This is a genomic window from Anaerospora hongkongensis (assembly GCF_004339805.1).
Classification (GTDB): Bacteria; Bacillota; Negativicutes; order Sporomusales; family DSM-15969; genus Anaerospora; species Anaerospora hongkongensis.
Map to the genome: position 1 here is coordinate 193857 of NZ_SLUI01000009.1, position 21952 is coordinate 215808.

Annotated in this window: 17 protein-coding genes; 16 read left to right on the forward strand and 1 reads right to left on the reverse strand. The window is 47.4% G+C overall.

Annotated features, from left to right (window positions below):
* The first annotated feature begins 46 nt into the window (after nucleotides 1-46).
* From EV210_RS14655 to EV210_RS14675, 5 genes are all read left to right on the forward strand, one after another.
* On the forward strand, nucleotides 47-532 hold the full coding sequence (locus EV210_RS14655; RefSeq protein WP_132082007.1) for a hypothetical protein: 486 nt from the start codon (nucleotides 47-49) through the stop codon (nucleotides 530-532).
* A gap of 126 nt (nucleotides 533-658) precedes the next feature.
* Complete coding sequence (locus EV210_RS14660) at nucleotides 659-1090, forward strand: hypothetical protein (RefSeq protein ID WP_132082009.1); 432 nt, start codon at nucleotides 659-661, stop codon at nucleotides 1088-1090.
* Nucleotides 1065-1676 (forward strand): RadC family protein, encoded by a 612-nt coding sequence (radC, locus tag EV210_RS14665; RefSeq protein WP_243650562.1) that lies wholly within the window; start codon nucleotides 1065-1067, stop codon nucleotides 1674-1676. The genes EV210_RS14660 and radC overlap by 26 nt, the downstream gene beginning before the upstream one ends.
* 245 nt (nucleotides 1677-1921) lie before the next feature.
* The gene (locus tag EV210_RS14670; protein WP_132082011.1) at nucleotides 1922-2161 is read left to right on the forward strand and encodes a hypothetical protein; all 240 of its coding nucleotides are present in this window, start codon (nucleotides 1922-1924) and stop codon (nucleotides 2159-2161) included.
* The gene (locus EV210_RS14675) at nucleotides 2154-3743 is read left to right on the forward strand and encodes a recombinase family protein (RefSeq protein ID WP_132082013.1); all 1590 of its coding nucleotides are present in this window, start codon (nucleotides 2154-2156) and stop codon (nucleotides 3741-3743) included. The genes EV210_RS14670 and EV210_RS14675 overlap by 8 nt, the downstream gene beginning before the upstream one ends.
* A 263-nt stretch (nucleotides 3744-4006) precedes the next feature.
* On the opposite strand, the gene EV210_RS14680 is transcribed toward EV210_RS14675, so the two are convergent.
* Entirely contained in the window at nucleotides 4007-4228 is a 222-nt protein-coding gene (locus tag EV210_RS14680) for a helix-turn-helix domain-containing protein (protein ID WP_207900742.1), read from the reverse strand.
* Between the two features lie 217 nt (nucleotides 4229-4445).
* Here EV210_RS14680 and EV210_RS22695 point away from each other — a divergent pair, with 217 nt between their 5' ends.
* The 11 genes from EV210_RS22695 to EV210_RS14725 form a co-directional block, all read left to right on the forward strand.
* The gene (locus EV210_RS22695; protein WP_165898922.1) at nucleotides 4446-4607 is read left to right on the forward strand and encodes a hypothetical protein; all 162 of its coding nucleotides are present in this window, start codon (nucleotides 4446-4448) and stop codon (nucleotides 4605-4607) included.
* Nucleotides 4608-4642: 35 nt separating this feature from the next.
* Nucleotides 4643-5053, forward strand: a complete 411-nt coding sequence (locus EV210_RS14685) for a hypothetical protein (protein WP_132082017.1) — start codon at nucleotides 4643-4645, stop codon at nucleotides 5051-5053.
* Nucleotides 5054-5128: 75 nt separating this feature from the next.
* Nucleotides 5129-5620: a DUF1643 domain-containing protein gene (locus tag EV210_RS14690; protein ID WP_132082019.1), complete on the forward strand. Its 492-nt coding sequence runs from the start codon at nucleotides 5129-5131 to the stop codon at nucleotides 5618-5620.
* 82 nt (nucleotides 5621-5702) lie between these two features.
* Nucleotides 5703-6080: a hypothetical protein gene (locus EV210_RS14695; protein ID WP_132082021.1), complete on the forward strand. Its 378-nt coding sequence runs from the start codon at nucleotides 5703-5705 to the stop codon at nucleotides 6078-6080.
* Nucleotides 6067-6459 carry a hypothetical protein gene (locus tag EV210_RS14700; protein WP_132082022.1) on the forward strand — a complete coding sequence of 131 codons (393 nt, stop codon included), beginning with the start codon at nucleotides 6067-6069 and terminating at the stop codon, nucleotides 6457-6459. Before EV210_RS14695 ends, EV210_RS14700 begins: the two co-directional genes overlap by 14 nt.
* A gap of 155 nt (nucleotides 6460-6614) precedes the next feature.
* Nucleotides 6615-7352: a hypothetical protein gene (locus tag EV210_RS14705; RefSeq protein ID WP_132082024.1), complete on the forward strand. Its 738-nt coding sequence runs from the start codon at nucleotides 6615-6617 to the stop codon at nucleotides 7350-7352.
* Between the two features lie 3 nt (nucleotides 7353-7355).
* On the forward strand, nucleotides 7356-8210 hold the full coding sequence (locus EV210_RS14710) for a serine/threonine protein kinase (protein ID WP_132082026.1): 855 nt from the start codon (nucleotides 7356-7358) through the stop codon (nucleotides 8208-8210).
* Nucleotides 8210-9415: a hypothetical protein gene (locus EV210_RS14715; RefSeq protein WP_132082028.1), complete on the forward strand. Its 1206-nt coding sequence runs from the start codon at nucleotides 8210-8212 to the stop codon at nucleotides 9413-9415. Before EV210_RS14710 ends, EV210_RS14715 begins: the two co-directional genes overlap by 1 nt.
* 129 nt (nucleotides 9416-9544) lie before the next feature.
* Complete coding sequence (locus tag EV210_RS22700) at nucleotides 9545-9703, forward strand: hypothetical protein (RefSeq protein ID WP_165898923.1); 159 nt, start codon at nucleotides 9545-9547, stop codon at nucleotides 9701-9703.
* Between the two features lie 26 nt (nucleotides 9704-9729).
* On the forward strand, nucleotides 9730-10041 hold the full coding sequence (locus EV210_RS14720) for an HNH endonuclease signature motif containing protein (protein ID WP_132082030.1): 312 nt from the start codon (nucleotides 9730-9732) through the stop codon (nucleotides 10039-10041).
* 383 nt (nucleotides 10042-10424) lie between these two features.
* Nucleotides 10425-21952 (forward strand): leukotoxin LktA family filamentous adhesin (locus EV210_RS14725; RefSeq protein WP_243650565.1); only part of this gene is annotated, 11528 nt, incomplete at its 3' end.

Genomic DNA, 21952 nt, shown 5'->3' on the forward strand with positions numbered 1-21952 from the left:
CCGTATTTAGCAGTTAGAGAATTGAGAATAATGGGGGAGAACAATCATGGATATGAATCAATATGATCAATACGAAGCAATTGCTGAAGAAAATGAGCAGGAGTTAAGAGGCGATGAGGATGCGAATCTGTATATTTGGAATGAACCGATCCGTGGTCCGCGTTTGCCGGAAGGCGAATATCAGGCTAAAGTCGGGAGAATATCGGCAGAACGGATGCAAGGCGCTTATGGAGAGTGGATTAAAATTACAATTCCGTTTATTATCTTCAGTGAGGAAATTCTGGACAATATTGCAGTGTGCTTCAGGGCAAGTAAAAGTCTGAGACCTGATGGAAGAATGTATCCGATCGTTAAAGGAATCCTGGGGACGGAACCGGAATCAGGTTTTGACTTTAAGCGGCTTGAAGGCAAAGTAGTTAAGGTTGTGCTTGAACATCAGGCGGACAAATATGGAGATATATGGGAAAATGTAGTCTCGGTTAAAAAAGTTCCGACTGAAAGAAAGAGGCCGATGCCGGTAAGAGTGGGGTAGTTGTATTAGATTCCAAACTGACAATACTGCTAAACTGAATCGTAGCAAATATCAAACATATATTATTTCCTTGAATACTGAGGGCTGGCCAACTTTTCCGCCAGTCCCAATCAAGGGAGTGAAGGTATGTACATCATCAAAACCATGGCCGATGTCAGGCGGCTAAAACTTGCAGGCAGCATCAGCCCAGAACTTGCCGCCCATTTCGCACGGAAAATGAACCGGCTTAGGGAGAATTTTGCCCCCGAATTGGATCTGGAAGAGTTCAATCTGGAAACACATGGGGTATTCGGCATATTGGAGCCAGCTGACCAAGATCTTACCGCCATTGGACTTCCCGAATCTTTAGCGCTCATCATGCCCGAATGGGTCAGTCGGTTGGCGGTCGCAGGCGAGGTTTTCTATGTTCTTTATCTCATGGCAGATAATGACTTTATTGATCAAGTGTACCTGCCGGATGCTATTATGCCGGATAAAATCCGTCTGTGGCTGTCCGAACAGCCTGCTGAAGAGGAAAGTGAGGAGGACATTGATGATAATGCCATCCACCCTTTCTAACGTGACTGACGAGACCCTTTTAGAGGCTGTTTTACCTAAGCCTGCAGTGCGGGAGTTAATGGCTGAGTATGGCAGTGTTCAGCAGGCGCTTTTGCAGACTTATCCGCAGGAATTAAAGCTGATTAAAGGGATTGGTCCGGTTAAGGCCAGACAGCTTCAGTACCTGTGTGAACTGGCTAAACGTATCTATCGCGCAGACAGCAAGCTGCCGCCTGTTATCCGTGGCCCGCAGGATGTATTTGACCGGGTGCTGGACATGCAATACTTGCCCGTCGAGCAATTTCGGGTGCTCTACCTCAATACAAGAAACGGCGTCATAGCCGAAGAAGCGGTATCACAAGGGACACTCAACGCCGCTCTTGTCGGTCCGCGAGAATTGTTCCGCAGGGCTGTACGCCTTATGGCCGCTATCGTGATTCTGGTTCACAACCATCCCAGCGGTGATCCCGCACCGAGTCAGGAGGATATTGCGCTCACGAAAAACCTTGCTGCTGCAGGTGAGATTTTGGGCATTGCCGTTGCCGATCACCTCATCATCGGTAAAGGGAAGTATATCAGTTTTAAGGAAAAAGGCTTGCTTGCGTGAGTAGCCGCTGCCTCAAAGGAGGTGACGGCGTGAATCCCTGGCTGGGTATCGTATTTTTCATTTTGAAAACCATTCTAGAGGAACGTTACCGGAAGTAATGCTATTTTTGACAAGAAAGCTGCAGGCCAACCAACCCGCTGCCAAAGCGGAGTTGGTTTGGCAAAAGCGGCAACAAACGAAAACCCGACCAGCTTTTCTGCTCTCTGAAAGAGGGACAAACAGTCGGGGAGGGGAGAGTTAGCAGCATGGCAAACGTAAAGTACTGTACAGCAAAACCGCAGCATTTGACCACCTACCAAACCAGCTTGTCCAGGGACAGCTTAAAATGCGGCTACTACAAGCCGCTTAGCGTAACTGTCGTTCGGGAAACACCGCTGGATGAAAGCACCAGAGAGGCCTTTTATCATCCGGCAGTCGTCCTTTTAGATAAAATTTCTAAAGTAAAAAACAGCTCAGACCGGAAAGAGGGTGAGGTCAATGGTTAGAAGAGCCGTCATCTACGCCCGGTTTTCCAGTGACAACCAGCGGGATGAATCCATTGACGCCCAAATCCGGGCCGCTGAGGACTATGCGCGGCGCAACAGCCTGCAAATCGTGGAAGTGTACAAGGACAAAGCCAAATCAGCCACGACCGACAGGCGGCCTGACTTTCAGCGTATGATTGAAGACAGTGAAAAAGGCTTGTTTGATGTTCTGATTGTACACAAGTTAGACCGCTTCAGCCGCGACAAGTATGACAATGTTTACTACAAACGGAGATTGCGGAAAAATGGTGTTTCCATCATGAGTGTTTTGGAAAATCTTGATGATTCGCCGGAAAGCATCATGATGGAATCCGTACTGGAAGGTATGGCCATGTACTACAGCCGTAACTTGGCCCGTGAGGTCATGAAGGGCATGCGGGAGAATGCCTATCAGTGCAAGCATACGGGAGGTCTACCCCCGCTAGGATATGATGTGGACAAGGAGACTAAGCAGTATGTCATTAACGAGCAGGAGGCTCAGGCCGTCCGTATGATGTTTCAGATGTACCTTGACGGGTGCGGCTATGACAGAATCATTAACGAACTGAACGCCAGAAGGTACAAGACCAAGAAAGGCAAGCCCTTTGGCAAGAACAGCATTCATGACATTCTAGCCAATGAAAAGTACAGCGGCGTCTATATATTCAACCGGGCCAAGGCCAAGGATGCCGAGGGCAGGCGCAACAATCACGAAGCCAAGAATGATGACGACATTATTCGCGTGCCGGGAGGTATGCCTGCTATCATTGACCCGGCAATGTTCAGTCAGGCACAGAAAAAGATGCAGACCAACAAGCGTCAGCCGGGAGCCTACAAGGCTAAAGAGGTATACCTGCTGAGCGGGCTTATCGTATGCGGCGAATGCCTGACGAAAAAAGGACGCAACCCCGCCATGATGGGCAATGTCAAGTATTCCGGCAGGAACAAGAACAAGCACGTAACGTACCGCTGCGGCAACCGGGAACGCACAAAAGGCTGTGACAACAAGGAACTGCGCCGCGAGTATATCGAAGCGTATGTGCTGCAGGAATTGGAACGGCGGATTTTCAACGACAAAGCCATCCCCTACCTGGTGAGAAAGCTTAACGAGTATCAGGATAGCCTTTACAGCGGTCACGAAAGCGAAGTAGCTCGGCTGAAGGCCCTGCTTGGTGAAGTGGAAAAGCAGATAGGCAACATTGTGGATGCGGTAGCTAAGGGGCATGGAACAGCATTACTTGCCAAACTGGGTGAGTTGGAACAAGAAAAGGCCAAAACGGAAGCTGCTCTGCTAAATATTCAGTCCCGCCATACCAGAACGCCGGTTACGGAAGAGGGACTCAAAGACTTGTTCGGGATGTTTCGGCAGTTTGTGACCGAGCGAAACATCCCCGAAGTCAAGAAATTCATTGGTAACTATGTTGAAAAGGTTATCGTTTACAAAGACCACGTCGAAGTGGTCTTTTTCCTTTTGTACGGCCAAGAAAAGCAAGCGGACGCTTATCACTTCTCAGCTGAAATCAGCCGAAGAAAACTGCTGCGCTTGCTGCTAAAAGCGGCCTAATTTTATCTATAGGCAGAATTGAGAAAGACCGACGCGTTAGGATTGGTTACGTGATAGGGCAGCTTGGCAGCCAAAGCAAAGGCAGGCAGATGGTTTTTCATTCCTGGCTGGGATTACTGTTAGATAAACGAAAAAACGCGTCACCAGAACGGTAAACGCGTTTAAGGGCATAAGGAATAGGCAGACATATTGACACTCTTTGAATACTATAGTATTCTATCGGTAGCATATTGTCATATTTTGCATAATGCTGTGCGAAAAAGCTAGTCTTGATTTTGCTCCAATTCGATCATCAACTGAACTAATGTGATGCCAAGCTCGCTTGATATTTTGGCCATTACCCCGAGGGAGGGACTTTTGAGGCCCCGTTCCAGTTGGCTGATGTAGGTACGGTGCAGACCGACGTTGGCGGCAAATTCTTCCTGACTCAAGCCTTTTTCCGTTCTTAATTTCTTTAAAACTTGTCCAAAAATTTTATCAATCATATTCACACTATATGATTGATGGAGAGTATTGGTCTACAGACTATAGTATTCAAAAAAGATAGATCAGAAATAGGGATTTAGCCAGACTTTGTGAATGAATTTTTGTACCATAAGGAAATTGAAATGGCTAGGATTGGAGGTTGGGTAAAAAGCAGATTCAAAGAGAGATTTCGTAGCAAGCGTTTGTATCTTATTTAGCTAAAGGAGAGAGAAGATTATGCATTCATTTGGAAGGTCATTACTGAAGTGGATTATCGGGGGGATGATCATAGGGTTTCTGTATGGAATCACTCATCATGGCGTCAGTACCATCAATGCAACAATAGGGGCAGGAATCTTTGCCTTCATTGCCCGCTGGTTTTTGACAATGTTCTTTTGAGGACTATTTTTAGTACAACCTAGGAGCGTGTTGACATGAGAAAATTAGGCATGGCAGTACTGATTGGCGTTCTGCTTGTTTTGCAATCTGTTGCAGTATTTGCTGAACCGGCTGTCAGTGAATGGATGTATTCCAACGAGCAACAGGGCAGCGGATTTTCTATGACCCTCTGGTGTGAGGGGAACAAAGTGTGGGGCCAGCATTCGGGCTGGGCTAGGCATGGAAGTCGCATTGACGATTCCAGGGACAAAATTTCGATTGAGGGAGCCAGTGAGGACAAGCCCAACGAGTACATTGTACGCTGGCAGAGCGGGTACAGCAATGCCCAAGGCTGGGCGTACCTGATCTTTAGCGAGGACGGTACACTATTGTGGCAGGTTTTTCGAGTGCAGGTAGAAGGGGAAAGGTACATACCGAACAAGGCAGTTTTACAGCCGCAGAATTAGAGGTAATTTAATAGTAGACCTATTGGCGAACTATGAGGCCAATAGGTCTTTTCACTTCAATGGGAGGAATTTCGTATGATGACTGATAAGTGCGTAGTCAAAACGGAAGTGGTGTTTTCCGATGATCGGCGGCACCGCTATTTGCTAAAGAAGGAATGGGACAAAAGCAAGAAAAAGGCAATGGTGCTGATGGTCAATCCGAGCTATGCAGATGGCATGCTGCTTGACCCTACGACTATGTATGTGATGAACAATCTATACCGCATGGATTTTGGCACAGCGGAAATCGTCAATCTCTTTTCGACTATTGATGGTAGAAAGAGCATGAAGGATGAAATCGAGCCGGACAATTTAGAGCAGATTTTGGCGTCGGCAGCACGAGTGGATGTAATCGTCATTGCCTGGGGCAAGGCGGGAGAGAGTAGCAAGGCGGTGCAGAAACGGCAAGAATACTTTCGAGAGAAGTTAGGTGATTTCGCCGACAAAATGCAAATGATTAGTTTTCATCCTTTGGCTCCGCGAATGCGGTTGCAATGGAATTTGGAAAGCTGTAAAAATGACAAGTAGCAACAGTAAGACCTATCAGCAATGGGAAAGCTGATAGGTCTTTTCTGCGTGTACCGTGAAAATTTGAGAGGGGGACTCCAAAATGTTGAAGATTGCACACGCTAGAAAGATTGCTGGCCTCCAGTTGCCGCAAGCGGTTGTTACAGTGGTACGGGAGGCTGTAACGGTGCTGGATGCGGAGTACGGTGAAGACAGAGCAGAAGATAGCGGCTACGGCGGCTATGTGCTGGTGATGGACTCGGAAAAGGATGTGCGAAGTTTGCCTAATGAGATTCGGACGGCATTGCCAGAGTACATTGACGTTTTTCCTGCTCCGAATGATGAATTTGTGAGCGTATTGGTTTTGCTTGGCAGCGATTTCGGTGTGGTTGTCATCATGCCAAAACAGTTTCTGAGTCTTACAAGTTGGATTGTATCGACGGAAGAGAACAAAGGGGTGGGCAACAATGAAGAAAACTAAGCAAAGCATTCGCATCCGTATTGTCAGGGCTTCATCAGCAGATTTCTGGTATGCCAACAAGGTGGGCCAGGAATTTGCCGTATTGAGCGAAAGAAAGGATGCCTACCGTGTGAATGTAGGCGACCCGTCAGCACACTACGTCAGAAAGCAGGATTGCGAGATTGTTGGGACGGATTCGCGTACCTATTTTGGTGATGTGGACAGTGTTCCTGATGATGAATGGATTGATGCTGAAATGGAAGATGGAGCAGACTATTTGCTTCAATACGCAGTGCAAGGCGAGACGGTTTACTATCGTTTGCTTGGTGACAATGATGATATTGTTGAACATGGAGTGATTTCAAAAAAAGCCTTTAGAGGAATGAGCAAGAGTTTTTGAGTTGAACTAATAAGAATGAGTCTACAGTTGATTCATCAGATAGGTAATTTGAGGTCTAAAGGAATCTTTATTTTGGAAGAATATTTTGTATATATTTACAGCGCTCAATTGCTATACCAAAGCAATTATAGTACAATTACGGTGGAGTGATGTGTATGGATGACATATTTGAAATAGGTGAATCTAACAAAAAACTAGGAATCATAACACGTAAGAATACACACGGGGAAGAATTTGAGTTAGTTAAAAGGTTTATTGATTATCGTAAAGAGATTTTTAAACCAACTTCTACTAAGAAATTGGCGATATTTATTGAACCTAAAATAAATTTATCATATCCAGATATCGTTTTTGTTGAATATAATCCAAATAATTTTGAGCAATGGAATAAATCTAGATTTGAACTTGGGTCTGCTGACTTAAAAATTTTATATCATATATATGTATCACATGGAATTGATGCTACGAATATTGTTACGCAATTAGGATGCAGTTGGAAAGATGTAATACTCACAGTAGAAAAATTATATGATTCAGACTTGATAATAAGAAAAAACCAAAAATGGTGTATTAAGAATAAGAAGAGTTTAAGTGTAAGAAAAATCGAAGCAGTGGAAGCTAAAATTAATAAGTGGGATGAAGTATTTCAGCAAGCAATTATCAATAAGAATTTTGCTTCTGAGAGCTACGCACTATCTAAGCTTGTTATTAATCCTCAAAAAAATACTATTGATCGGTTTGATAATTTTGGCATAGGCTTATATATTCAAAATAATGATGGCTTTAAAATGATGCGAGAAGCCCAAAAAACTTCGATACCTGTAAGTTTTAATTCAATTTATTTTAATGAATGGATTGGCAGAGCAATCTCCTTGTCGGGAAAGGCGGTGTAGCATATGATTTCAACGAATGAAGTTCAATCATTATTGAAGTGTGAGGAGATAATTAAACAGTTTCCGAGCAGTGGACAAAAACAGGTTTTTCTAGTTAGCTTTCAAGATAAGGGAATTGTTGTTGCAAAATTTGTTAAAAGCGAAGATTTAAGGGTTCAAAGAGAAATTGAAATAGTAACCGAAAATGACATTATTAATGTCCCCAAAATGATTGAAATTAAGAATTTTACTACTGAGAGTAATGAGGCGTACATTTGTATAATTGAAGAGTATATCAAAGGTATTTCGCTGACCTCGAAAATGGAGCAGGGTAAAGTATCTACTCCAGATGGATTGAAATTATTAAATACGCTACTTCGTATTTCAGTGCAGTTAGAAAATTTGCAAGTTGTACATCGTGATATAAAGCCAGATAACATAATCTGTGGCGATGATGGTGAATACTATTTAATTGATTTTGGAATTGCTAGGCAATTGAATAGGGCGTCTTTGACGATGACTCAAGCAGTTGTTGGACCCCATACGCCTGGTTATGGGGCGCCAGAACTTTTTCAATATAGTAAGAGTGATATTGATATAAGAGCTGACCTATTTTCAATAGGAGTTGTTTTATTTCAGGCACTTACAGGTGAGCATCCTTTCCTTACTGGTGAAGAAATGAGCGTCAATGAAATATGGTATAGGACAAAAACTGTGTCGCCTAAAAATATAATAATTGATGGAGATATTAATCGGCAATTTATTAGCTTTATTCAAACCTTAATGCAAAAACATCCTACAAGAAGGCCGCCATCTGCAAAGAAAGCTTTAGAATGGTTTGACGCGGTTGTACCTACAATGCAATTGGAGGGGCTGTGATGGACTTATATTTGCAATTTGGTTATGGCATGAAAAATTTAACCATTGATTTAAGCAAGGAATGGGAAAATACTAATGTAATACTTAGTCCACGTGACATAACTCCGAAACAGCTTGAAAAATGGAGTAAGGAATTTAGCAAGGCTAACGTGAATTGTATGTTTGATCCTCAATGCTATTTTCCAAAATGTGATCATAAGAATTTAATTCAGTATGGTTATTGGGACAATTCGCTAAATACCAATCTTAATACTGTAGACGATTCGGAGACTATATTGATCAGAAAGATCAATGTATATAATGGAATGATCAATTCTGATAAGTTTATCATTCCTGGAATTATGCGGAAATATAGTTCGGAGTGGTTTAGTCAATGGAAAAGTAATTGCTCAAAGCTTTCTGATGTTACTAGGAAAGTTGTAAAAAATAGAAAATCTATTTTAACACTTGCTCTTCCTTCGGATTTACTGTGCCAGGATGAGTCAAATATTGAGCAAATTATTGAGACTAGTAGTAAATGGGATGTAGATGGTTATTACATAATTGCAGAACCTTATAATGGTCAATATTTAGTTGATAATCCTGTTTGGATTTCTAATCTGATGCAACTTTGTGCTGGTTTAAAACTTCAAAATAGGGAAGTAATTGTTGGATATGCCAATCAACAATTATTAAGTCTTTCTGCAACAAAAATAGATGCTATTGCATCGGGAACTTATTTGAATGTACGAAAATTCTCAAATAAATTTGAGCAGCTAGATGATATAAAACGTAAAAGTGTATGGTTTTATTATCCCCATGCTCTATCAGAATATAAAATTCCATTTTTAGATGTAGCTTATAATAATGGGATTTTAACAGAGATGAAGCCTGATGTAGAATTAGATAATTCATATATTTCTTTGATTTTTTCGGGAATTTTACCATCATCAACAGCATTTAATGAGAACTTGGCTTTTAAACACTATTTACAAACGCTAAAAAAACAAGTGGCATTGTGTTCAAGAGATACTTTTAAAGACACCATTGCAGCCAATGAGATGCTACTGAACACTGCTGAACGCCGTATTGAATTTCTTGAAAAAAATGGGGTATATGCACAAGCTAGAAGCTTCAAAGATATTGTAGATGTCAATCGTTCCGCTTTGCAGAGGCTACAAAAAACAAGAGGATTTATGTTAGAACATTCCTGGGGTTATATATAAATTATGGGATTTTTAACCAAAATAAGGCGGATTTGTCCTGCTGCGGATCGCCTCCACCAATTAAATCTCCCCTCCACCTGGTATATAATAGATGTAAGATCTATCTATATTAGGTGGAGGTTTTGCTTTATGAAGGTGACTTGTCATTTGTGTGGAGTGGAATTTGAAAAGGCAGATAAAGAAGTGAGGCGACAGCAAAAGAAGGAAGAGACTATTTCTTCTGCAGCCGTAGCTGTACTGGTATTCACGCAAATAAAATCAGGCACAACACGCCTGATGACGGCTTAAAGTCTTATCAGCGGCGAACAAAAAAGATGGAAAAAATGCTCGGCGAAAAATTAAGCACTGCTAAATCCAGGCTGAATGAGCTTCTGATGTTTGAATTAGCAAGGAAGTGCAACATGGATAGTTGCTTTCGCTGTGGGGAGCGGATAATAAATATTGAAGACTTTACAATTGATCATAAAGAATCATGGTTGCTCAGTGATGATGCGGCGAAGCTTTTTTATGATATGGATAATATTGCGTTTAGTCATGCCAAATGCAATTATGAAGCAGGGACAAAGAACTATGTTAGCAATTGTAAAAATGCTATTAAAGAAGAGTTGGAATTATATATATACTAGACGAAAAATAGCACTCGGAAAACCGAGTGCTATTTTGTTCTTTTAAGATGAAGCGCCGACAGTATCGTAACTAGTCAGCGCTTTATTTTGTGATCAAAGAATGCATTAATTTATTAAGAAAAAATTTATAATTTTAGATGTTTTATGATGATATTATTATATTAATAAATTGTCGAATGATAGTCTCATAAACCTATCAAAGCGTGGAGGTCGTATAATAATGGGCCTAAAACTAAGGTTGTAGCGCCAGATTGCATTTAGGTTTACTTAAATCAATTTGGCGTTTTTTATTCAATATCTGATTGATTTTATTATTTAAAGCCAATTTATCAGCTGAAACTGCAAAATACTAAACTAGATTGATGGGGGAAGTAGTAGTGAAAATGCAAAGAAAATGGATTAGAGCCTGGAAACGTGGTAAACCAGACTATATGCGTAGTGCTTACAGTATATTCAGAACTAGAAGAATTGTTGCTCCTCCTAAACAATTACCTGCTAAACGGACTTGGCACAAGAAGGTACTGCCAGTTGCCGCAAGTACGATGCTGGGTTTCTTACCTTTTCTTTATTCACTGAGTGATAGTATTGTTTATGCAGAGCCTCAAATTATTACTGATGGTAGAACTGGTACAAGCCTAGCGATAAATGGCAGCATTACCGATATAACAACGTCAACCATTAAAGGAGTCACTGGTTTCAACTCATTTGACCGGTTTAATGTCTATGCGAATAATACAGTCAATCTCTACCTCCCAGGCGGTACTAGTAACTTATTAAATCTTGTCCATGGCGAAAGATCGTACATAGACGGTATGCTTAATTCAATTAAGGATGGCAAGATAGGCGGTAACGTTTATTTTCTCAATTCGTACGGTACAGTGGTCGGGACGACCGGTACAATGAATGTGGGCTCGCTGACCATGATGACACCGACGAAATCATTCATGAACAATTTTTTTGACAACACGGGAGCGCTTAACCAGGTTTTCGATGGAACAGTGCCACTTGATGCGCAAGGGCAAATCGTGGTGAAAGGAAAAATAAGTGCTATTGACGATGTTACACTAAGAGCAGGTACAGTTGTTAATGAAGGGACAGTTGCCACAGGTTCGGTATTTAAAGTAGAGAAGCCTGATTTTAGCCAAATTGTTAACATTACAAACATACAGGACAATCCAACACTCGCGATTAAAAATGGTAATATTGTCATTTCTGCTGTACAAGAAGTCAGCATTAGCGGCAATTTGCTCACTACCGGTCCTAACTCCACCAAGGCCGGTGATATTACAATTTCCGTTAACTCAGGTGAGACCGCAAAAATCGGGATAACTGGAGGAAATATCGAAGGCAATAACATTACCCTTACTGCCAGTGTTCAAGATACGACAACAGGTATAGTAGGTCTTAAAACAAGTGAAGCGCTTGTGGATGTGAGCGGTGGAATGATAAAAGCTTCTGGTGACGTCGCTATGACAGCCTCCAGTGATGTGAAGGTGACCACGAAAATAGAACCCGGCCCAGAGCAGCCACCGTCTGAAGGCAACGCCGCCGCTGCAATTACAAAAGTCGATAGTTCAGCTGAAGTGCATATTCATGGTAATAGTAGTCTGGATGTAAGCGGTAACTTATCACTACATGCAGATAATAAGGTAGAAGTAACTTCTATTGCTGACGGTAGTGGCAGTAGTGCGGGTGCTTCTGTAGCATTAAGTAAGATTGTTTCCGATACGAGTGTTATTGTTGATGAGAATGCTGTCATTAATCAGGCGGCAGCTATTACATTAGAGGCTTCATCCTCCAACGTAGTAAATACAACAGCAACAGCCTCAACTGGTGGTGCTGCAAATGCACCTAATCAAACATTAAATGATTATCAGGACGATGCTAAGACCAGCGAAGGTTCCGTTACTGCTGCTGGGTCATTGGCTATCAATGATATTTCCAGTACTACCAGAGCGTATATGGCTTCTTCTCAAACTGCTAATTCCAGTGGCAAGGTTGAGGTTGTTAGCAGCGCGCTTAATAAATCTACCGTTACTGCCGATGGCAGTACTGTTGCAAAAGATGCAGCAGGTATTGGTGCGGCTGTAGGGATCAATAAGGTCAATTCCGTCAATGAAGCGCATATTGATCAAGAGGTATCTGCTAAAGGGGTAACTGTATCCGCTAATAATGGCGAAGACACAAGTGTGTTTGATACAACCGCTGTGTCTGGTGCTGGTTCAGATCAGATAGGTGTTGCAGGAGCCTTAGCAGTAAATAAAATAAATCATAAAACCGCAGCTGTTATTGGTGAAGGTGCTTCTATTACTAGTAACGATGGGGATATCAGCATTTCCGCTGAAAATAGGGCGACTGAAACAGCAAAAGCACTTCCCAATAAAAATGCTCTTCAAGGCGGCGATTTAGGCATAGGTGCTTCTGTTGCGCTAAACCTTGCCAATAATATCACTACAGCAGAATTAAAGGGTGCAATAACCGGTGCTCACGATATAAGTGTCAGTGCCTTAGGTAAACATACCCTGGTGACGGAAGCAGAAGCGGGAGCAGCCGGTGGTTTTGCGTTAACACCGGTAGTAGCGTTGACGGTTGCGGATAACATCACCACAGCGAAGATTGCAAGCGGTCCAGACCTAAATGTAACCGGAGATGTCAGCGTTAGCGCAGATAACACGGGCAGTACCAAGACAAGTGCTACAGGCTCGGCAGAAGGCAATGCAGCGATTGGCGCCGCCATTGCCGTCAATGTCATCACGGACAGTGCGGAAGCTACTACGGCAAGAAGCATCAGTGCCGGTGGTGATGTCAGCTTTACCGCGAAATCGAGCAGCACAGTAGAAGCCAATGCCATAGCAGGAGCCAAAGGCGGCAAACAAGACGAAAAAGGCGCGGCGGTGAAAAACGACTCCACGGAACAAGGCGGAGTCGATCAAGCGATCGCCGAGCAAACCGCCTTTGGCCAAGAACAGAAAAACGGGAAAGATACCGAGAAAAAAGAAGCGAAATCTGCGTCTACCAGTGAAGGCAAGCTCTCGGTAGCAGCAGCGGTAGGGGTGAACGTAGCGGAAAACAGCGCGCGAGCCTATACAGCAGATGGAGTCAACATCAGCGGGAAGAAGTTAACAGCGAAAGCCGAGCAAAAGACGGTAGATAAAGTCAGTGCAGACGGTAACTCAGAAATTGCGAAAGCTCCTGTCAAAGAAGGGGAAACAGCGCCAACTCCAACGGGTACGGGAATTGGAGCGGGTGTCGCGATCAACAGCGTATCAGCTTTGGCTGATGCGCATATTGGCAAAGGCACGCACCACGTAACGGGAGTGGAAGTAGCGGCAAAAACCTTAAACAATGAGGCTAGCCAGTTTACAGCGGAGGCTATCTCAGGAGCAAGTGGCGGTAACGTAGGGTTAGCGGGCTCGTTTGCGCTCAACAGCGTAGAGAACACTAGCACAGCCAGCATCGACAAAGACGCCGAAGTAAATGGAACGGCAGCAGATGTTAACGTCGAAGCCACGAATCAATCCGAGTACAAGGCCAGTGCCACACCCGGCAAGACCACAGCAGGAGCCGGGTTAGGGATCGGTGCGTCAGTTGCAATGAATTTAGCAGATAACATAACGACGGCTCAAATTGAGGGTAAAGTAACGGGTGCTCACGACGTAACTGTGAGTGCCTTAGGTGATCATACCCTGGTGACGGAAGCGAAAGCCGGAGCGGCCGGTGGTTTTGCGGCAACGCCTGTAGTGGCGTTGACAGTAGCGGATAATGTAACGACAGCGAAGATTGCAAGCGGTGCAGACTTAGCGGTAAGTGGCGATGTCAGCGTTAGCGCAGATAATACCGGCAGTACCAAGACAAGTGCTACAGGCTCGGCAGAAGGCAACGCAGCGATTGGCGCCGCGATTGCCGTCAATGTCATCACCGACAGTGCCGAAGCAACCACGGCAAGAAGCATCAATGCCGGTGGTGATGTCAGCTTTACTGCGAAATCGAGCAGCACAGTAGAAGCCAATGCCGTAGCAGGAGCCAAGGGTGGCAAACAAGACGACAAAGGCGCGGCGGTGAAAAACGACTCCACGGAACAAGGCGGAGTCGATCAAGCGATCGCCGAGCAAACCGCCTTTGGCCAAGAACAGAAAAACGGGAAAGATACCGAGAAAAAAGAAGCGAAATCTGCGTCTACCAGTGAAGGCAAGCTGTCGGTAGCAGCAGCGGTAGGGGTGAACGTAGCGGATAATAGCGCGCGAGCCTATACAGCAGATGGAGTCAACATCAGCGGGAAGAAGTTAACAGCGAAAGCCGAGCAAAAGACGGTAGATAAAGTCAGTGCAGACGGTAACTCAGAAATTGCGAAAGCTCCTGTCAAAGAAGGGGAAACAGCGCCAACTCCAACGGGTACGGGAATTGGAGCGGGTGTCGCGATCAACAGCGTAACAGCCTTGGCTGATGCGCATATCGGCAAAGGCACGCACCACGTAACGGGCCTAGAAGTAGCGGCAACAGCTTTAAACAATGAGGCTAGCCAGTTTACAGCAGAGGCCATTTCAGGAGCAAGTGGCGGTAACGTAGGCTTAGCGGGCTCGTTTGCGCTCAACAGCGTAGAAAATACCAGTACAGCCAGCATTGATAAAGACGCCGAAGTAAATGGAACGGCAGCAGATGTTAACGTCGAAGCCACGAATCAATCCGAGTACAAGGCCAGTGCCACACCCGGCAAGACCACAGCAGGAGCCGGGTTAGGGATCGGTGCGTCAGTCGCGATGAACCTGGCAGATAACATAACGACGGCCCAAATAGAAGGGAAAGTAACGGGTGCTCATGACGTAAGTGTGAGCGCCTTGGGTAACCATACCCTGGTGACGGAAGCAGAAGCGGGAGCAGCCGGTGGTTTTGCGTTAACACCGGTAGTAGCGTTGACGGTAGCAGATAATGTGACCACTGCCAAAATTGCAAGCGGCACAGATCTAGATGTAAGTGGCGATGTCAGCGTCAATGCAGATAACACGGGCAGTACCAAGACAAGTGCTACAGGCTCGGCAGAAGGCAATGCGGCGATTGGCGCGGCGATTGCGGTTAATGTTATCACGGACAGTGCAGAAGCAACCACGGCGAGAAGTATCAGTGCAGGTGGAGATGTCAGCTTAACCGCGAAATCCAATAGCACAGTAGAAGCAAGTGCCATAGCGGGAGCCAAAGGCGGTAAACAAGACGAAAAAGGCGCCGCGGTGAAAAATGACGCGGCGGAACAAGGCGGAGTCGATCAAGCGATCGCCGAACAAACGGCCTTTGGACAAGAGCAGAAAAATGGCAAAGATGCCGAGAAAAAAGAAGCAAAGTCGGCGTCCACTAGTGAAGGGAAGCTCTCGGTAGCAGCAGCGGTAGGGGTAAACGTAGCGGAAAACAGCGCACGAGCCTATACGAGTGACGGCGTCAACATCAGCGGGAAGAAGTTAACGGCCAAAGCCGAGCAAAAGACCGTTGCGCAAGTAAAAGCAGACGGCAACTCGGAAATCGCGAAAGTTCCTGTCAAAGAAGGGGAGCAAGCGCCAACCCCAACGGGAACGGGAATCGGAGCGGGTGTCGCGATCAACAGCGTAACCGCCTTGGCCGATGCGCATATTGGCAAAGGCACGCACCATGTAACGGGAGTGGAAGTAGCGGCAAAAGCTTTAAACGGTGAGGCCAGCCAGTTTACAGCAGAAGCAATCTCGGGAGCAAGCGGCGGTAACGTAGGGTTAGCGGGCTCGTTTGCGCTCAACAGCGTGGAGAATACGAGCACCGCCAGCATTGATGAAGAGGCCGAAATTAATGGAACAGCGGCAGACATCAAAGTCGAAGCCAGAAATCAATCCAAGTACAAGGCTAGTGCTACACCTGGCAAGACCACAGACGGAGCCGGGTTAGGGATCGGTGCGTCAGTCGCGATGAACCTGGCAGATAACATAACGACGGCCCAAATAGAAGGGAAAGTAACGGGTGCTCATGACGTAAGTGTGAGCGCCTTGGGTAACCATACCCTGGTGACGGAAGCCAAGACCGGAGCGGCAGGCGGCTTTGCGTTAACACCTGTTGTAGGACTCACCGTAGCAGACAACATCACCACAGCTAAAATTGCAAGTGGTACAGACTTAGTAGTAAGTGGCGATGTGAGTGTCAGTGCAGATAACACGGGTAGCACTACGACAAGTGCTACTGGCTCGGCAGAAGGCAATGCAGCCATAGGAGCTGCGCTTGCTGTTAATGTCATCACGGACAGTGCCGAAGCGACGACGGCAAGAAGCATCAGCGCCGGTGGGGATGTCAGCTTTACCGCGAAATCCAATAGCACAGTAGAAGCCAATGCCATAGCAGGAGCCAAAGGCGGTAAACAAGACGAAAAAGGCGCCGCGGTGAAAAATGACGCGGCGGAACAAGGTGGAGTCGATCAAGCCATTGCGGAGCAAACGGCCTTTGGGCAAGAACAGAAAAACGGGAAAGATGCGGAGAAAAAAGAAGCAAAGTCGGCGTCCACCAGTGAAGGGAAGCTCTCGGTAGCAGCAGCGGTAGGGGTAAACGTAGCGGAAAATAGCGCACGAGCCTATACAGCAGACGGAGTCAACATAAGCGGGAAGAAGTTAACAGCGAAAGCCGAACAAAAGACTGTAGATAAAGTGAGTGCAGATGGCAACTCGGAAATCGCGAAAGTCCCTGTCAAAGAAGGGGAAACAGCGCCGGCTCCAACGGGTACGGGAATTGGAGCGGGTGTCGCGATCAACAGCGTATCAGCTTTGGCTGATGCGCATATTGGCAAAGGCACGCACCACGTAACGGGAGTGGAAGTAGCGGCAAAAGCTTTGAATGATGAGGCCAGCGAGTTTACAGCGGAGGCCATCTCGGGAGCAAGCGGCGGTAATGTAGGATTAGCAGGCTCGTTTGCGCTCAACAGCGTAGAAAATACCAGTACCGCCAGCATTGATAAAGACGCCGAAATTAACGGAACAGCAGCGGATGTTAACGTCGAAGCCACGAATCAATCCGAGTACAAGGCCAGTGCCACACCCGGCAAGACCACAGCAGGAGCCGGGTTAGGGATCGGTGCGTCAGTCGCAATGAATTTAGCAGATAACATAACAACGGCTCAAATTGAGGGTAAAGTAACGGGTGCTCACGACGTAAGTGTCAGTGCCTTAGGTGATCATACCCTGGTGACGGAAGCGAAAGCCGGAGCGGCCGGTGGTTTTGCGGCAACGCCTGTAGTGGCGTTGACAGTAGCGGATAATGTAACGACAGCGAAGATTGCAAGCGGTGCAGACTTAGCGGTAAGTGGCGATGTCAGCGTTAGCGCAGATAATACCGGCAGTACCAAGACAAGTGCTACAGGCTCGGCAGAAGGCAACGCAGCGATTGGCGCCGCCCTTGCCGTCAATGTCATTACGGACAGTGCCGAAGCGACGACGGCAAGAAGCATCAGCGCCGGTGGGGATGTCAGCTTTACCGCGAAATCCAATAGCACAGTAGAAGCAAGTGCTGTAGCAGGAGCCAAAGGCGGTAAACAAGACGAAAAAGGCGCAGCGGTGAAAAATGACTCGGCTGAGGCGGGCGGAGTCGATCAAGCGATCGCGGAGCAAACGGCCTTTGGCCAAGAACAGAAAAACGGGAAAGATGCCGAGAAAAAAGAAGCAAAGTCGGCGTCCACTAGTGAAGGGAAGCTCTCGGTAGCAGCAGCGGTAGGGGTAAACGTAGCGGAAAACAGCGCACGAGCCTATACGAGTGACGGCGTCAACATCAGCGGGAAGAAGTTAACGGCGAAAGCCGAACAAAAGACGGTCGCGCAAGTGAAAGCAGATGGCAATTCAGAAATTGCGAAAGCTCCTGTTAAAGAAGGGGAACAAGCGCCGGCTCCAACGGGAACGGGAATCGGAGCGGGTGTCGCGATCAACAGCGTGAGTGCGGTAGCTGATGCGCATATTGGCAAAGGCACGCACCACGTAACGGGCCTGGAAGTAGCGGCAAAAGCTTTAAACAATGAGGCCAGCCAGTTTACAGCGGAGGCCATCTCGGGAGCAAGTGGCGGTAACGTAGGCTTAGCGGGCTCGTTTGCGCTCAACAGCGTAGAAAATACCAGTACAGCCAGCATTGATAAAGACGCCGAAATTAACGGAACAGCAGCGGATGTTAACGTAGAAGCCACGAATCAATCCGAGTACAAGGCCAGTGCAACACCTGGCAAGACCACAGACGGAGCCGGGTTAGGGATCGGTGCGTCAGTCGCAATGAACCTGGCAGACAATATCACCAGTGCAACTATAGCAGGCAAAGTAACGGGTGCTCACGACGTAAGTGTGAGTGCCTTGGGTGATCATACCCTGGTGACGGAAGCAGAAGCGGGAGCAGCCGGTGGTTTTGCATTAACACCTGTTGTAGGGCTCACCGTAGCAGACAACATCACCACAGCGAAGATTACAAGCGGTCCAGACCTAGACGTAACCGGTACAGTGAGCGTCAGTGCAGATAACACGGGCAATACAACCACAAGTGCCAAAGGAGCAGCCGACGGTGCGAAAGCCGCTATAGGAGCAGCGGTAGCGATCAACATCGCCAATGACAAAGCCTTTGCGACGACTGGCAGAAACATCACCGCCGGTGGCGATGTGATCTTTCATGCAGACAACCAAAGTAGAACCGAGGCCAATGCCATCGCCAGTGCGGCAGGGGGAACCCCAGCCAAAGATGATGGCAGTGCGTCCAACGGGAAAAACGTAGACAGCTTGGTCAAAGAACAGACGGACTTTGCCCAGAAAGAGAAAACAGAGAAGAAAGAAGTAGCCAGTGCCCAGACTAGCGAAGGCAAACTGGCCGTAGCAGCGGCAGTCGGGGTCAACCTGTCCGACAGCAGTGCGGTAGCCGTTACTCCGGATGGCGTAACCATTAAGGCAGGCGGCAAATTCGGCGTCATAGCAGCGAACGAAACGGATGCCAAAGCCGCAGGAGACGGCTCGGCAGGCGGCAATATTGGAAAAGATAAAGACGGCAAGCCGGTAACCAGCACAGCCTCCATAGGAATTGGAGCAGGCGTTGCCATCAACACCGTGACGGCTACCACCAGTGCCACCATTGGAGCAGCTGACCATGAAGCAGGCAGCGTGGAAGTAAAAGCAATCGCTCACAAAGAAGGAGATATTGCCCAAAGCAGTGACTTTACGGCAGAAGCGATCTCGGGAGCAGCTGGTGGCAAAGTTGGGTTAGCAGGTTCGTTTGCCTTAAACAGCGTGACCAGCAATGCAACAGCCGAAATTAAAGACGGAGCAACAATTGCTGTCGATAATGCCGGTTCCGTGACCATAGAAGCAGAAAACAGAACCACCCGTGAAGCCAGTGCAACGCCTACGGAAAAAGGAGCAACCGGTGGCAGCGTAGGCTTAGGAGCATCGGTAGCGTTGAATATCGGGGCAAATAGCGCCCTGGCAAAAATCGCAGGCGGAGCGGATGTGACCGGAGCAGGAGCGGTCAGCTTAGCGGCAATGGGCGTGCATACCATTCATACCAAAGCCGAAGCGGGATCCGCAGGCGGCATCGCCTTAACCCCGGTTGTGGCAATGAATAGTGTGGATAATCAGGCAACGGCAATCGTCGAAAAACGGACAGGCAGCGCAGAAGACGTGGCTGAAAACCTGTTGACTGTCGGCAGCTTAAGCGTAAGTGCCACTAACAGCGCCACTGGTGTGACTGAAGCCAAAGGAGCAGCCGACGGCTCAAAAGCAGCCATCGGGGCAGCAGTAGCCATCAACATAGCTAATGATCGGGCTTTTGCGACCACGGGAAGAAACATCACCGCCGGTGGCGATGTGGTCTTCCATGCAGATAACCAAAGCAAAACCGAGGCTAATGCCATCGCCAGTGCGGCAGGTGGCACCCCAGCCAAAGACGATGGCAGTGCGTCAAACGGGAAAAACGTAGACAGCCTGGTCAAAGAGCAGACCGACTTTGCTCAAAAGGATAAAACCGAGAAGAAAGAAGCAGCCAGTGCGCAAACCAGCGAAGGAAAACTGGGCGTAGCAGCGGCAGTCGGGGTGAACCTGTCCGACAGCAGTGCGGTAGCCGTTACTCCGGATGGCGTAACCATTAAGGCAGGCGGCAAATTTGGCGTCACGGCAGCGAATGAAACGGATGCCAAAGCGTCAGGCGACGGTTCGGCCGGCGGCAGAATTGGAACGGATAAAGACGGCAAGCCGGTAACCAGCACGGCTTCTATTGGAATTGGCGCAGGCGTCGCCATCAATACCGTGACAGCAACAACCAGCGCCAGCATCGGAGCCGCTGACCATGAAGCAGGCAGCGTAGAAGTACAAGCAATCGCCCATAAAGAAGGAGACAGTGCCCAAAGCAGTGACTTTACAGCAGAAGCAGTTTCTGGTGCAGCTGGTGGCAAAGTGGGCTTAGCGGGATCGTTTGCGTTAAACAGCGTAACCAGCAATGCAACGGCAGAAATTAAAGACGGAGCAACAATTGCTGTCGATCCTAATGGTTCTGTAACCATTGAAGCAGAAAACAGAACAACCCGCAGTGCCAGCGCCACGCCGCAAGGCAAAGGGGCGACCGGCGGCAGCTTAGGCATGGGAGCATCGGTAGCGTTGAATCTGGGCAGTAATAGTGCTTTAGCAAAAATAGCAGGCGGAGCAGATGTGACCGGAGCAGGCGACGTAAGCTTAGCGGCAACGGGAGTGCATACCATTTCTACCAAAGCGGAAGCAGGAGCTTCCGGCGGCATTGCCCTAACCCCGGTTGTGGCCATGAACAGTGTCGATAACCAGGCTACGGCAATCGTCGAAAAACGGACAGGCAGCGCCGAAGACGTGGCCGAAAACCTGCTGACTGTCGGCAGCTTACATGTGAGTGCTGCCAATAGCGCCACTGGTGTGACTGAAGCCAAAGGAGCAGCGGACGGCTCAAAAGCCGCCATCGGGGCAGCAGTAGCGATCAACATCGCCAATGATCGGGCTTTTGCGACCACGGGAAGAAATATCACCGCAGAAGGAAATGTTGTATTTAGTGCAGATAACCAAAGCAAAACCGAGGCTAATGCCATTGCCAGTGCGGCAGGGGGAACCCCGGCCAAAGACGATGGCAGTGCGTCCAACGGGAAAAACGTAGACAGCCTGGTCAAAGAGCAGACCGACTTTGCCCAAAAGGATAAAACCGAGAAGAAAGAAGCAGCCAGTGCCCAGACGAGCGAAGGCAAACTGGCCGTAGCAGCGGCAGTCGGGGTGAACCTGTCCGACAGCAGTGCGGTAGCCGTTACTCCGGATGGCGTAACCATTAAGGCAGGCGGCAAGTTTGGTGTTACAGCAGCGAACGAAACGGATGCGAAAGCCGCAGGAGACGGTTCAGCCGGTGGCAGAATTGGCACCGATAAAGACGGCAAGCCGGTAACCAGCACGGCTTCTATTGGAATTGGAGCAGGCGTTGCCATCAACACCGTGACAGCAACAACCAGCGCCAGCATCGGAGCCGCTGACCATGAAGCAGGCAGCGTAGAAGTACAAGCAATCGCCCATAAAGAAGGAGACAGTGCCCAAAGCAGTGACTTTACAGCAGAAGCAGTTTCTGGTGCAGCTGGTGGCAAAGTGGGCTTAGCGGGATCCTTTGCGTTAAACAGCGTAACCAGCAATGCAACGGCAGAAATTAAAGACGGAGCAACAATTGCTGTCGATCCTAATGGTTCTGTAACCATTGAAGCAGAAAACAGAACAACCCGCAGTGCCAGCGCCACGCCGCAGGGCAAAGGGGCGACCGGCGGCAGCTTAGGCATGGGAGCATCGGTAGCGTTGAATCTGGGCAGTAATAGTGCCCTAGCGAAAATAGCAGGCGGAGCGGATGTGACCGGAGCAGGTGATGTAAGCTTAGCGGCAACGGGAGTGCATACCATCACGACCAA